Source organism: Anabaena sp. UHCC 0187 (assembly GCF_009712035.1).
GTDB lineage: Bacteria > Cyanobacteriota > Cyanobacteriia > Cyanobacteriales > Nostocaceae > Dolichospermum.
Genome location: NZ_VILB01000011.1, coordinates 478,236 through 491,244, shown reverse-complemented (window position 1 = coordinate 491,244; position 13,009 = coordinate 478,236). Strand labels below are relative to the sequence as shown.

At 41.4% G+C, this 13,009-nt stretch carries 11 protein-coding genes; 3 read left to right on the top strand and 8 right to left on the bottom strand.

What is annotated here, in order from left to right; translation table 11 throughout:
- Nucleotides 1-73: 73 nt before the first annotated feature.
- Nucleotides 74-1,741 (bottom strand): DNA mismatch repair endonuclease MutL, encoded by a 1,668-nt coding sequence (mutL, locus tag FJR11_RS11345; protein ID WP_168503776.1) that lies wholly within the window; start codon nucleotides 1,739-1,741, stop codon nucleotides 74-76.
- Between the two features lie 172 nt (nucleotides 1,742-1,913).
- Between mutL and FJR11_RS11340 the strand changes: the two genes are divergently transcribed.
- Nucleotides 1,914-2,249 (top strand): rhodanese-like domain-containing protein, encoded by a 336-nt coding sequence (locus FJR11_RS11340; RefSeq protein ID WP_168503775.1) that lies wholly within the window; start codon nucleotides 1,914-1,916, stop codon nucleotides 2,247-2,249.
- Between the two features lie 95 nt (nucleotides 2,250-2,344).
- Here the strand turns inward: FJR11_RS11340 and FJR11_RS11335 are convergent, their stop codons facing one another.
- Nucleotides 2,345-3,355, bottom strand: a complete 1,011-nt coding sequence (locus FJR11_RS11335) for an adenosine deaminase (RefSeq protein ID WP_168503774.1) — start codon at nucleotides 3,353-3,355, stop codon at nucleotides 2,345-2,347.
- Nucleotides 3,356-3,615: 260 nt separating this feature from the next.
- Between FJR11_RS11335 and FJR11_RS11330 the strand changes: the two genes are divergently transcribed.
- Nucleotides 3,616-4,338: a hypothetical protein gene (locus FJR11_RS11330; protein WP_168503773.1), complete on the top strand. Its 723-nt coding sequence runs from the start codon at nucleotides 3,616-3,618 to the stop codon at nucleotides 4,336-4,338.
- Between the two features lie 120 nt (nucleotides 4,339-4,458).
- Here FJR11_RS11330 and FJR11_RS11325 read toward each other — a convergent pair whose 3' ends face one another.
- The 4 genes from FJR11_RS11325 to FJR11_RS11310 form a co-directional block, all read right to left on the bottom strand.
- Complete coding sequence (locus FJR11_RS11325; RefSeq protein ID WP_168503772.1) at nucleotides 4,459-5,775, bottom strand: ABC transporter substrate-binding protein; 1,317 nt, start codon at nucleotides 5,773-5,775, stop codon at nucleotides 4,459-4,461.
- A 104-nt stretch (nucleotides 5,776-5,879) separates the two neighbouring features.
- Nucleotides 5,880-6,632, bottom strand: coding sequence for an MBL fold metallo-hydrolase (locus tag FJR11_RS11320; protein ID WP_168503771.1), 753 nt, complete (start codon nucleotides 6,630-6,632; stop codon nucleotides 5,880-5,882).
- Between the two features lie 51 nt (nucleotides 6,633-6,683).
- The gene (locus FJR11_RS11315) at nucleotides 6,684-7,454 is read right to left on the bottom strand and encodes a circadian clock KaiB family protein (RefSeq protein ID WP_168503770.1); all 771 of its coding nucleotides are present in this window, start codon (nucleotides 7,452-7,454) and stop codon (nucleotides 6,684-6,686) included.
- Nucleotides 7,455-7,487: 33 nt separating this feature from the next.
- Complete coding sequence (locus FJR11_RS11310) at nucleotides 7,488-8,744, bottom strand: type IV pilus twitching motility protein PilT (protein ID WP_168503769.1); 1,257 nt, start codon at nucleotides 8,742-8,744, stop codon at nucleotides 7,488-7,490.
- A 477-nt stretch (nucleotides 8,745-9,221) separates the two neighbouring features.
- Between FJR11_RS11310 and FJR11_RS11305 the strand changes: the two genes are divergently transcribed.
- Nucleotides 9,222-9,596: a hypothetical protein gene (locus FJR11_RS11305; RefSeq protein ID WP_168503768.1), complete on the top strand. Its 375-nt coding sequence runs from the start codon at nucleotides 9,222-9,224 to the stop codon at nucleotides 9,594-9,596.
- Between the two features lie 133 nt (nucleotides 9,597-9,729).
- Here FJR11_RS11305 and opcA read toward each other — a convergent pair whose 3' ends face one another.
- Together opcA and zwf are read right to left on the bottom strand one after the other, a co-directional pair.
- Nucleotides 9,730-11,103 (bottom strand): glucose-6-phosphate dehydrogenase assembly protein OpcA, encoded by a 1,374-nt coding sequence (opcA, locus tag FJR11_RS11300; RefSeq protein ID WP_168503767.1) that lies wholly within the window; start codon nucleotides 11,101-11,103, stop codon nucleotides 9,730-9,732.
- A gap of 109 nt (nucleotides 11,104-11,212) precedes the next feature.
- The gene (gene zwf, locus FJR11_RS11295) at nucleotides 11,213-12,742 is read right to left on the bottom strand and encodes a glucose-6-phosphate dehydrogenase (protein ID WP_168503766.1); all 1,530 of its coding nucleotides are present in this window, start codon (nucleotides 12,740-12,742) and stop codon (nucleotides 11,213-11,215) included.
- Nucleotides 12,743-13,009: the final 267 nt, after the last annotated feature.

The following is a 13,009-nucleotide window of genomic DNA, read 5'->3' as shown; positions in this document are numbered from 1 at the left end:
CCTCACCCACATTTCTCACAAATAAAAAATCGTATACCAAAATAGTTATTTTCAAACACCCTCTAAAGATACTTTAAATTCCATGACTTTTGCCAATTACCCAATTCCGTCGAAAAAACCGTGCCAATGCCGATTCTTCCAAAGATAAATAAATTGGTCTACCATGGGGACAGGTACGCGGGTTACGGGTCTGTTGCCAATTATCTAATAAAGTCTGCATTTCTGGTAAACTCATTTTTGTGCCATTGCGAATTGCACTCCGACAAGCAACAGCAACTTGAGCAGTTTGTAAATCTCCTCCCCAACTTAATTCTAAAATTGCCTCAGCACAATCTTCCCGTTGTTTTAATATAGCTGGTATGTTACGCACTGCCCAAAGTTTATCACCAAATGGTTCAATATCTAGACCAATCCGTTGTAATTGGGAAACCTGTGCTGGTGATAATTGATAAATAATAATTGGAGTTTCTACAGGTACTAATTGCCAGTTATCACATAACTTTTCATATAATACTCGTTCATGGGCAATATGTTGTTCTACTAACCACATTCCCCCAGAATGTTCAGCCACAATATAAGTATTACTTACTTGAGCAACAGCTTTTAAATAGTTTTGATTTTCACTACTTGGGGAATTTTGGGAACTGGAAGAATTAAAGTTATATTCACCTTTGGATTCGGCGACTTTTAATAAATTACTAACTCTGGTGGTGTGAACTGATTCTTTAATATTAGTTTCCGAAATCCGCAGTGATTTATTAATAGCTTCGGTAATTTGTTCTTGCCAAAAAGGTAGTTCATTCAGATAAATTTCTGTTTTAGCTGGGTTACGATTCCAGTTAATTTGTTCAGGAGAAATAGTCAAATGTAAAAAACAAACAGGATAGCGATCGCGTGGTAATGTTTTATGAAAAGCCGAAAGAATAGTTTGTTCTAATTCCGGTGTTTTAATCATTCTGCCATTAATTGCCACCTTCACCCAATCAGGACGATGACGATGACATCTATCGGGTAATCCTATCACTAAATGCAAAGATGAATTTTCCAAGTTTGGGATTTCTACATTCACTTCTTGTAAATCACCTTGTCGTACTTGGGGGAGGATTTGGGGAATTAGTTTTCCTACAGTTGGTGCGGGACAAATCGTAAACCATTCTTTGTCATTTTGCCAAACTTGATAATTAACATGAGGATGACATAAAGCTATTTGTTGAATTATCCCTTGTACAGCTTTCAATTGTTGATTTGTTGCTGGTAAACCTTGACGACGGTTTTCACAATTAGCAAATAAATTATTAACAGTTACTACAGTACCAGGTGCAATGGCAGCAAAGTCTACTTCTGCTACTTCTCCTTCATTATTGTAATTAATTCGCCAGCCTTCACTTCCCCCCAAAGGACGACTTAAAACTTCTACATTTGCCAAAGTTGTTAAACTATGTAACGCCTCACCACGAAACCCCAAACTGCTAATTTTCCACAAATCTGCACTAGAATGAATTTTACTGGTACTGTGTGCAGTTGCGGCTTGTTGCAAATCATCCAAGTTCATCCCGCAACCATTATCAGCCACACGAACTCGCCACAATTGCGGCCATAAAGAAACTACAATGCGCGTTGCTCCAGCATCTAGAGAATTTTCCACCAACTCCCTGACAACAGCCATTAAAGAGTCAATTACCTCTCCTGCCGTAATTAGATATACAACCTCTGTTGGTAAAGCTTGAATAGTAGATGTCATTATGAATAATTACAAATTAAAAATTAAAAATTGTCTGTACATTCAGACAATTAGCTTACAATATTATGATTACAAAATTATTATTTCTCAAATCTGCTGTCATTCTAAAGAAATACAAATTAAGAGGGGATATTTGGTAGATTTCTGATTAGATTAGACGCGGGAAAAGTTTATGAGTATTAATTTAGTTGCTGATGTTAATGACTTAAGGACAAGTCTCCAATGGGGTCAACCTGCTTTTACAATTATTGATGTGCGCGATCGCTCAACATACAATCATAGCCGCATCACCGGAGCAATTTCTATCCCCCTCAATGACCTGGAATCTCGCGCCCAAACATCCCTCCACAGAGAACGCCAAATCTACATTTATGGCGAAAATGACAGCCAATCAGCCCTAGCTGTGAGAACCTTACAATTCCTCGGTTTTACCACCGTGGCTGAACTGGGTGGTGGTTTAGAAGCCTGGAAATCCATTGGTGGTGCTACAGAAGGCGTAGCAGCTTAAAGGAGGCAGGGGAGCAGGGGGCAGGGAGCAGAGAGAAAGAAGTTTCCTATTCCCTATTCTCTCTTAACTGTCACCTGTCACCTGTCACCTATTTTCTACCTCAACAACCCAGTTAACAAAGATGCTGGACGTTGACTGTGAGGCCAAGCGAACGCATGACGAAAAGCTGCATCCTGACAAGCTTGTAACTGTTGAAAATTAATAATGTCGTAAGTCAAAAGATTTTCATATTCAAACGGGAGACGCATATTATGTAATCCCGCATTATCCGTACAAATGGCAATATCAACTCCGGCTGCAAAACAGCGGTCAAAAACTAATTTTAGCTGACGAATATCCTGTAAAGTCCCAGTTTTTAAGTAAGTTGTCGGACAAACCTCTAAACATTGCCCTCTTCTCGCAATTTCTGGCAGTAATTCAGGATACAAAAGCGGAATTTGGATACCGTGACCAATTCGCATTAAATAGGGTAACAATTCTGGATAACAACCGTCCTTGGTTTCATAAAGATGCCCTGTGGTGTTAATACCCAAAGAATGGGCATAATTATATAAACTGACCCATTCTTCCATGCGTTCAGCATAATAGCGATCGCCACCTGCCACATCTATCGCACAGACATATTCTTTATTTTGTGCCGCTAAATCAATAATTGCCTGATTTACCTCAAAGGGTAAACGGGAGTGCATACAGAGAATTTGACGAGTAACAATGGGATATTCGGGTACATGACTAGATTTACCGACAATATCCACAATTTCCCCCATTTTATCAATTCTCTCATTTTGGCTCAAATGTTCAGGAGTGCGTAAATAGGGAGTATAACGTAATTCCAAATAAGCCAAATTCTCAAAAATATAAGCGCCGCGCAATAAGCGGTAAATAAAGTAGGGTAAGGTTTCTACGGTTTGCACACTTTCAACTAGGGTGTGCAGTTCTAAATATTCATCTAAGGTGTTCCGGGGACGAGTGTAAAAATCTTCAAATTCTGGATATTCAGCAAAGCGAGAAATTAACTCAGTATTATGACGTTGGAAATATCGCCATAGTACACGAGGTACGACTGAACCACCTAAATGCCGATGCAATTCTGCGTATAAAGCCATAGTGGTATTTTGCTGCGAAAATTTCATTAATTTTAACAAAAACCTCAATAAAAAAAATGGCATTGCTAAAATTAGGCTGGGATAAGGATTTTATCAATTACCCATTACCGACCTAAAATATATAATTAGCAACTTGGGTTAATTCAACAAAATCAAGATGCAAATTTTTAGTTTTCGTGTTAAATGGTGAGTATTAACGAAATTTGTTAACTTAGATGATATCTAATAGGTGTCAGTCTTAAATCTAGTGAGGAGTGAACATGAGTAATATTAATCTTCGTAAAAGCTTTTTGGCCTTACCAGGTATTGTGGCTTTGGTAATCCTAGGTAGTGGAATTTCCGTCAATGCTCAAACAACTGAGCCAGAAACAATTATCATCCCCACAAACCAAGAATCAATATCTACCACAGCTACCGAAGAAATAGCCAGCCGGACAATCACACCTGTACCAGGGACAGTGGAAACTTCATCAGTCATGCTCAATCCTGGTTCTACAGAAGCTAGTGAAAAAACAGAACCATCCAATCGAGTAGCACAATCCGACATTGGTATAGCTAGAGAAACTCGTGGTGGTAGTAGCTATGTTGGCGTTGGTGTGAACGTTGGTGTAACAGGTAACTCTTCTGCCTTGGGTGATGGTAATTTCACTGTCATCAGTAAAATTGGTGTTACCAAATCTCTATCAGTTAGACCAGCAGTAATCTTAGGAAACGACACCACAATTCTCGCTCCTATCACTTACGATTTTTCCTTTAAATCAGCAGATCCATTTAGTGAACCTTTAGCCATAGCTCCTTATGTGGGATTAGGTGCAGCCATTAAAACTGGTAATCAATCTGAAACCGCTTTTTTAGTAACTGGTGGGATAGACGTACCCCTAAATAATCGCCTAACCGCCACAGCCGCCGTCAACGCTGGGTTTTTTAATCAAACTGATGTCGGGCTTTTATTAGGTGTTGGTTATAACTTCAGTGGGTTTTAGAAAATAGGGAATAGGTGACAGGTGCTACGCCACGGGGACAGGTGACAGTTAAGAGAGAATAGGGAATAGGAAACTTCTTTCTCCCAGCCCCCTGCTGCACCCTGCCCCCTGTTCCTCTGCTTACTTAGGACTAACCTTATCAATTACCTTGATTTTGCCATCATCGCCCACAGTCCAGACATCATAAGTACCAATAACATCACCGTTAGCGTCAACATCTACATCACCGCTTGCGCCTTGGTAATTAATCTGTTTCCCTGCTTTCAGAAGCTTCAATCCTTCACAGACATCGCTAACTGGTGTACCACTACCAGCGGCTACTTCCCGCAGTTTACCAGCGATCGCTACCCCTGTATTTTCCTTAGCGGCTTGGGCGGCTAATACCAATAAGGCCGCAGCGTCCCAAGCTTGAGGTGCATATTCTCCTGGTGAACCGCCTTTTTTATCTTTCCAAAGTTTATTAAAGTTTTCCAAACCTGGACCACTAGAACCAGGAACTGTCCCAATTGCCCCGGATAAAATATACTTGCCATCACTAGCTTTACCGACTTGATCAGGGAAAGTAGGGGATTTTACACCGTCAGTGAGTAAAATTTGTACTCCTTTGGTGACACCTTGCTGATAAGCAGCTTTGAGAAATAAACTCCCAGTTTCTGCATATAACACACCTAAAACAGCATCTGGTTTGCCAGCAAATGCCGCAGTTGCTTCTGTATCAAATGTTTGCGCTTTAGGATCATAGCGAACAGGCTTATCTTTATTAACTACTGTTCCACCTAATTTTTCAAAAGTCTCCACAAATGCTTTTTCAAAACCCACACCATAGTCATTGTTAATAACTACAGTGGAAACGCGTTTAAAACCCTTTTTCCGAGCCAGTTGAGCCAAAGCCAATGCTTGGTAAGTATCAGGGGGAGCAGTCCGCGCCCAAAAGCCCTTAAAGTCGCCTTTTTTAGCTTTGTCAGTAAATACGGGGCTGGTGCTACCAGGAGAAATGATCATAACCTTATTAGGTACAGCCACAGAAACCGCCGCAGTAGACACACTACTAGCAAAAGAACCGACAACACCACCGACTTTATCTAAAGTTGCTAATTTAGTCATTCCCGCAGCCCCGGCTTTGGGGTCTGTTTGGTCGTCTACTTGTATCAAAGTGACTTTTTCACCATTTACACCCCCGCAAGCGTTAACTGTGTCTACCAGTAAGGGAACTGAACCAACCATTTGTTGGCCAATGGAAGCCAAGTCACCAGTTGTGGGTAATAAACTCCCAATTTTCAATCCTTTGGTATCACTGGTTGTAGTAGTAGCTGTTGGTGAAGCGGGACTACTTGCTGTAGGTGATGATGGGGGAGTAGGATTTTCACAAGCGGCTAATAAGAAACCACTGGCGAGGGTAGCTATACTCAAGGCTAGGGAAACACGAATTTTTGCCATAGTTAATCACACAGATATTGAGAAAACTTGATGTACATATATTTACATCAAGCCTTTAAATCGCAGATTATAACATCCTCAAACTATCATTGATTTTAAATTATTCAAACCATAACTTTTTCACCGGGTTTAGGCGCAATTACCTGGGTTGTTAAATTGTTTTTTTCGAGTAATGTCTGAAATTCTTCTACAGTTCCCCTAGCTTGGAGGAATTTTACCAATAATCCCTCAAACAAAATATCCCCTCCGGCTGCGGTAGGAAGCATAAATCGAGGCTTTACCGATTTTGCCACTTCTAGGGCGCTATTCATGCCTTTGATAATCGGACCAAGTACAGGTAAACTCAAATCAATAATTGGTGTAATTACTACGTCAATGGGTGCTATTTCTTGGAGTTGGGGAGAATGATAACCATGAGGTTCATAATACAATGTAGAATTATTTGCTAAATCTTTGAGCAGATAGCCGTTTTCTAATAAAGTCGGTCCAATGGGAGAACCGGGAAAAGCTTTAATTTCTACTTGTTGATTTAAGGTGAAGGTTTCGCCATGATTAAGGCTAATGATTTGTTGATAACCCAGTTTTTCTACTACTTTAACCGCATTGGGAGAAGCAACAACAGGGATATTTTTGTCAAGTTGCTTTAAGGTGGGTGGGTGTGCGTGATCTTCTAAGCCTTGAGAAAGGAGAATTAAATTTATATTATCTGGTATTGACCGATCCTGAGAACGAGAACCTTTAAATAACCAATCTAAATTATTAAAGGTTAAATCACCAATTAACCAAGGGTCAATTAGTATTCTCTGTTCCCCAATTTCCACCAACCAACTATTACTATCTAACCAAGTAAAATTCATAATTACAGAAGTTCCTCATTTTTAATTTTTAATTCTGAATTTTTAATTGACTCACTGTCCCGCTAACATTTGTAAAAGTTTATCCATATTATCTAAATTACCAACCATCCGCCGAATTGGATGCGGCCAAACCTTAACTAAAGTAGGAGTAGCGGAAACTTGATCAATTTCCGCCTGTTCTGGATTTGTGAGAACATCAACAACTTTAAGAGTATAAGGATATCCTAGCGATCGCTCTAGGGATTCGTGCAAGTTTTGGAGAATTTTTTCCGTAGTGGCGCTATGACCGGCGACAAACAAGCGCAAAACATAGCCTGGGGGACTTTGGCTATTTTCTAGTGCTGCTTGTGTATTGGCCACTGGTTGCGGGTACTGTGAAGGAGAATCAGCCAAATCCAAACGCACAATTAAATCATGATCTTCCCAAAGTTGAGGAAACGTAGTGCGATAAGTTGATAATACCAAGCGATCGCACAATCCATCCTGCCAAGGTGCTGATTGCCACACCAAATCCCCCGTCCCAAAAATCGCATTTAGCACAGGTTGATGACGAATTACTGCGGGATAAGCTTCCGCAAATATTTGAAGTTGTTGAGTTCGAGGATTTAACCAGTGATCAATAGTTGCAGTATAACAAGGTACTAAAAAATGTGGCGGCTCTGGTAAATCGAGGATTTCCTGCAAAGCCGCACACAGATGTAAATGCCATCGTCCTTGTTTACTAGGGTCAATACAATAAATTAAATCTCCTCCAGGCGTAAATAAGGCAATACCTTTGAACAACTGAGGCTTAGATAGTTTGTCTAAATTCAACTTAGTCATTGGTCATTGGTCATTGGTGATTACCATTACCCATTAAACACGACCTCGGAGGAATTGCGCCATTTCATTGGGAGTTGGCGACATTTCCAAAGCTGTTTCCTCAGTAATTCGGCCTTCTTGGTAAAGATTGAGTAATGACTGATTCATTGTCACCATGCCATCAAAGCCGGCTTGTTTCATTAACTCTCCAATTTCATCATACTTACCGTCTTTCACCCATTCTTTGACAGCTTCAGTATTAATGAGAACATCATGAAAAGCTGCCCGTTTGCCATCTGTAGTTCGGCATAAACCTTGAGCAATAACACATACTAAGGATTCCGCCAATGCTACGCGCATGGCATCTTGTTCTGCACCGGAATACAAATTGAGAATCCGTTCAATAGTTTTTACAGCACTATTGGTGTGCAGAGTTCCCATCACCAAGTGACCTGTTTGCGCTGCTTTGAGTGCAGTATTCACAGTTTCCTTATCCCGCATTTCCCCCACCAGAATCAAATCTGGATCTTCCCGCAAAGCTGCTTTTAAGGCGTTATCAAATTTCAAAGTGTGCATTCCCACTTCCCGTTGTTTGACTAGGGACTTGCGACTTTGGTGAACAAATTCTACTGGATCTTCAATCGTAATAATATGTTTAGCCATCTCCCGATTGATATAATCAACCATTGCTGCCATTGTTGTGGATTTACCTGAACCAGTTGGCCCTGTCACCAAAACCAAGCCTTTGTGACTATGACAAATATCCCGAAACACTGGTGGTAAACGCAATTGCTCCATAGACAGAATTTTGAGAGGAATTAACCGCAGTACCATGGCATAACCACGCAGGGAGTCAAAGATATTAATCCGCACACGGGCAAATTCGTACTGAGTCGCCCCATCAAATTCTAGTTGTTCTTGAAACCTTTGAATTTCTGCATCTGTGAGAATCTCCCGCAACCAACTCATAAAAGTCGGTTTATCAATTTCCGGATAACTTGTAGTTTGAATCTCCCCCCGGCTGCGGAAGCGGGGTATTTCTCCTACTCCCAAGTGAACATCAGAGTAACCCTGATCAAATGCTTCTTTGATCAACTGCGCCAAGGTAAGTCCTGAAGCTTTATTTGTGGGGGTAGTTGAAGATGCTGCTGCTGGATTTATGCCCACAGGTGCAGTCATTGTTGACTGTGCTGCATTCATTCCTAAATTATTTACCCCTTGACGCTGTGCTGTTGGTAGCGGACCTGTTGCCGTTGCTGTTGGTAATGGTGGCGGTGGCGGTGGCATTCTGCGTGCTTGTGGTTCTGTCATATATTTTGGTAGATGGAAAATTTAACTAATTGCTAAAATCATAAAGTAGCTGTAACTAATAATATAAGTGATTGCAGACAAAGAGATGGGTAAATGCGCGGAAAATTTAGAATTACCCGTCACCTGTTATCTGTGTTTTCTCACTTCTTTATGAATTATGAGAAACAATCCAGTTTGCTATAAGAAATGTTAAGCATCTGGCAAGTCCGATGGCGGGGATCAATATCTGCTTCTCATCTATCATTAGGCTATATTTCTCAAGGCATAGACCACAACTCTTTTCCCTACCTGTGGGTATATGTGAATTCTCATTCATAAGTAGAAAAAATCAACTGTAAACTTTAGTAAAGAAATGCTCATTTTGGAGCTAAGGTTTTATATACTAAATTTCACTGAAACAAAATCAAAATCAGTTAATTCGCTTTCGAGTGATCAACAACTGAAATTTAAACTTGCTGTGTATTAGGAGGAAAAGTCATGGTTTCTGCTCAAAGCTCTAATCTAGGTCAGACCGACTCCTTGTTAATGATGAAAAGCTTTTTAATCTGGACATTTACATTGGCAGTGTGCTTGTTAGTCGTCGGCTTTCCATTGGTTGTATTGATGGCTACAGTTGGTTGTCTATTGTCTATTGTTTTGCAATCTGTGATGCCTGCTAGTGCCGTGTTAATTGTGGCAGGTGGTTTAGTAATGTTTAATGTTATGGCAGTATTAATTGCTGCTGGAGTGCTAACGGCTAAAGGTATTCATCCTACGCAAATAAAATGGTTAAGTTGGTTGCATGGTAAAGCTGAAAAAGCCCAAACCACTGTTTATGCAGCTTGTCCTTTAACTTGTGAAATCAACCAATAATTATCATTAGCTAAAACTCGACAAACAGTACATCTGCCCGGTTTAGCCGGGTTTTTTAATGTTTAGAAAAGGCAAGAGGCAAGAGGCAAGAGGCAAGAATATTACCAATTACCCATTACCCATTACCAATTAACTATTTGCCTAATTTAATAGTGTTACCAATGACAGTTAGACTGTCTTCAAATAAAGCCTCACGTCCCCAGCGTTGTACCTGTTGACTTAACAACGCTTCTGCCTTTTGTTCCGAAAGAGAACTGACCTGTTGGAACAACCCAGAAGACTGAGCGCCACCATGAGTTTCCATTCGCATACAACCGCCAGTTTCTGAACAAATCACAGTTCCACAATTAGCTTGAGGATTGGTAGAACTCAAGCGCAAACCAATTAAATCACCAATAATTTCGCCCATATCAGCAATGGGAACACCTGCTAACTCGGCTTCTATGTGTTTTTGGTCTTGAGACAGGAATTTAATGTATGTGATATCATAATCACCGTTTTCCTGCCGATAGGAAACTGGCTGCCATTCCAAGCGATTAGCTAACCAACCCAAATACAACAATGCTTGAGCAGCATTGCCTTTTTCATAATCAATATTGACACGATCAATTTCTTTGAGCGCAGCGCGACGATTAGGCGCATCAAAAGCTTGTGCTGTCAACTCTTGCCATGCTGACAACCGCCGCCAATTCAAATCAGCCAGAGGTACACCAGATTCTACTAACTTTTGCAAGCTGAGTAAATCATCTTCTGGTGTATTAAAGTTGCAAGAATCAACAATGACATTATTGCAAACTGCCGCTAAACGTTTGAATAGAGGGTTAGCAGCATCAGGTGTAGCTTTCCACCAAAGGAACTTAGGTAAACCACCAATTAACAAAGCGGGAATCATCCCCCCAATGCGTTCTAAAGCCCCAGCAGTCCCAGTGAGAGTAATATATTCACAGCAGACAAGAGTGCTAGAAGATTGCTTTTGAATTGGACAATAGGCAGAAACTTGTGCCTTTACCCCTTCATCATCCCCAGCAATGGGACATAAAGCAATGATTCGGCAAGGGTTACGGATAGCAATTTCGTCAGCAATGGTGGGACTGGTAGGACTGAAAGTATAGCCCATAGCTGCACCATGATTATCTCCCTTGGGTCCAGTTTGCTGCTTTTGGAAATACTCTTGGCGCAAAGCCGTGAGAGTTTCTGGTGTAGCACTACCAGTTTCTGGAAGATGATGCTTTTTCTGTAATTCTTGTAAGGCTGTTTTGGTTTGGGGTCCCAAAATGCCATCAACCGGACCATTATAAAAGCCTGTCGCAGTTAACAAATACTGGGTTTCTTCGGGTTCGTAAACCACTAAAGTAAATGTTGTTGCACGGGTAGCAGCGGGTAAACCACCGTCTTCCCCTTGAATACCGTAACTTTGCCAAACTTTAGTGAGTTCCACTTCAATTTCGCTGAGGGAAACATCCTTGGGCGCTTGCAAAGAAAAAATTGTTGGTGCTTGGGAAATCATAGTCTATTTTGGATTGTGAGTAAAAAACTGGTGATTGGTAATTGGTGATTGGTAATTGGTAAGATTTATTTGCCCATTACCCATTACCTATTACCCATTACCCAAATACTTAAAGTCTGCGCCAACGGCGGCCGTCTTGGTTAATTAATAATTCTGCTTCTGTTGGTTCCCATGTACCAGCTTCATACTGAGGCACTGTAGCCGGATCTGCGGGTAAATCCCATACAGATAGGGCTGGTGTAACTACTTGCCAAGCAGCTTCTACTTCATCCGCCCGTGTAAATAAAGTTTGGTCGCCCATCATACAATCAAGGAAAAGGCGGTCATAGGCGTCACTTGTAGCTGAAATCCCAAAAGAACCATAGCTAAAATCCATATCTACGGAACGGGTACGGAAATCGCCACCGGGCATTTTCACATCAAACCGCAGGGAAATCCCTTCATTGGGTTGTATCCGCATGGTCAAAACGTTGGGACTTGCTTGTTGAGAAGCGGAGGGGAACATTCTGGCAGGAACTTCGCGGAAGTGAATGGCAATTTCACTGACTTTTTTTGGCATCCGCTTGCCAGTCCGCAGGTAGAAAGGAACACCTTTCCAACGCCAGTTATCCACCATAAACTTCATAGCTACATAGGTGGGGGTGGTGGATTCAGGATTAACTCCTGGTTCATTTCGATACCCTTCTACCTGTTGTCCTTTCATCCAGCCGGCGCTGTACTGGCCACGAATTGCTGATTTTGACAAATCATGAACATCCGCTAATCGAGTAGCTCGTAGCACCTTCACCTTTTCTGTACGGATACTATCAGCATCCATAGCGTTGGGCGCTTCCATAGCCGTTAAACAGTAAAGCTGCATGAGGTGGTTTTGCAACATATCCCGCAATGCACCGGCACTTTCATAATAGCCAGCCCGGTCTTCAACGCCTACGGTTTCAGCTACAGTGATTTGTACGTGGTCAACAAATTGCCGATTCCACAAAGGTTCAAAAATGGCATTGGCAAAGCGGAAAACCAGCAAGTTTTGGACTGTTTCTTTACCTAAGTAGTGGTCAATGCGATAAACTTGGTTTTCTTTACAAAACTTTTGGACTACTTGGTTGAGGTTTTGGGCGGAAGCTAAGTCACGTCCAAAGGGTTTTTCGATCACGAGACGATGTTTTTCGGGATCATCTAACATTCCCCCTAACCCTAGCTGCTTAATAGCTTCAGGGAAGAAGTTGGGGGCAACGGAAAGGTAGAACATCCGGTTTCCGCGTGTTCCCCGTTTCTCGTCTAGTTCAGCTAATAGGGTTTTGAGTTTTTGATAACCTGCGGGGTCGTCTATGTTCCCAGGACAGTAAAACAAACCTTGAGAAAAGTCTTGCCAAAGTTCACCTAGTTCTACACCAGCATGAGCTTCTTCCATGCCTTTTTGCATCTGCTCACGGAAGTATTCATGACTCCATTCCCGACGGGCTACGCCCACAATGGTGGTTTCTGCGGGAATCCGTCTTTCTCTCCGCAATTTGTATAATGCTGGGACTAATTTCCGCCAAGTTAAATCTCCAGACGCGCCAAAGATGACAATTATTTGTGGTTCGGGCATTCCTTGCTGCTGTAGTCCAGCCCGCAATGGATTTTCTAACAAACTGACCATAGGATTTTAGATTTTAGATTTTAGATTTGGGGTTGGGGTTTAGGTAAGAGGGGAAAGTAAAGATTTTCCTGATTTCTTTATCTTTCTCTGATTCCCCAATTCCCTCTACAGGTGAGAATAGCTTGACTTGGCTTTTTAAAGAGTTCAGGAATGACACAGACGGTACACAGACGGGAGATTGTAGGTACATCAATACAGAATTTAAGTTAATCAATGCTTTACTCTGGTCATTGTTTCATGACGGCACTGATATTGCTGTTGATGTTG

Excerpts from the sequence above, each read along its gene's own strand:
- FJR11_RS11320 (WP_168503771.1), bottom strand. The coding sequence starts at position 6,632 with ATGAATTTTACTTGGTTAGATAGTAATAGTTGGTTGGTGGAAATTGGG.
- FJR11_RS11340 (WP_168503775.1), top strand. The coding sequence starts at position 1,914 with ATGAGTATTAATTTAGTTGCTGATGTTAATGACTTAAGGACAAGTCTC.
- zwf (WP_168503766.1), bottom strand. The coding sequence starts at position 12,742 with ATGGTCAGTTTGTTAGAAAATCCATTGCGGGCTGGACTACAGCAGCAA.
- FJR11_RS11310 (WP_168503769.1), bottom strand. The coding sequence starts at position 8,744 with ATGACAGAACCACAAGCACGCAGAATGCCACCGCCACCGCCACCATTA.
- FJR11_RS11335 (WP_168503774.1), bottom strand. The coding sequence starts at position 3,355 with ATGGCTTTATACGCAGAATTGCATCGGCATTTAGGTGGTTCAGTCGTA.
- mutL (WP_168503776.1), bottom strand. The coding sequence starts at position 1,741 with ATGACATCTACTATTCAAGCTTTACCAACAGAGGTTGTATATCTAATT.
- opcA (WP_168503767.1), bottom strand. The coding sequence starts at position 11,103 with ATGATTTCCCAAGCACCAACAATTTTTTCTTTGCAAGCGCCCAAGGAT.
- FJR11_RS11305 (WP_168503768.1), top strand. The coding sequence starts at position 9,222 with ATGGTTTCTGCTCAAAGCTCTAATCTAGGTCAGACCGACTCCTTGTTA.
- FJR11_RS11315 (WP_168503770.1), bottom strand. The coding sequence starts at position 7,454 with ATGACTAAGTTGAATTTAGACAAACTATCTAAGCCTCAGTTGTTCAAA.
- FJR11_RS11325 (WP_168503772.1), bottom strand. The coding sequence starts at position 5,775 with ATGGCAAAAATTCGTGTTTCCCTAGCCTTGAGTATAGCTACCCTCGCC.
- FJR11_RS11330 (WP_168503773.1), top strand. The coding sequence starts at position 3,616 with ATGAGTAATATTAATCTTCGTAAAAGCTTTTTGGCCTTACCAGGTATT.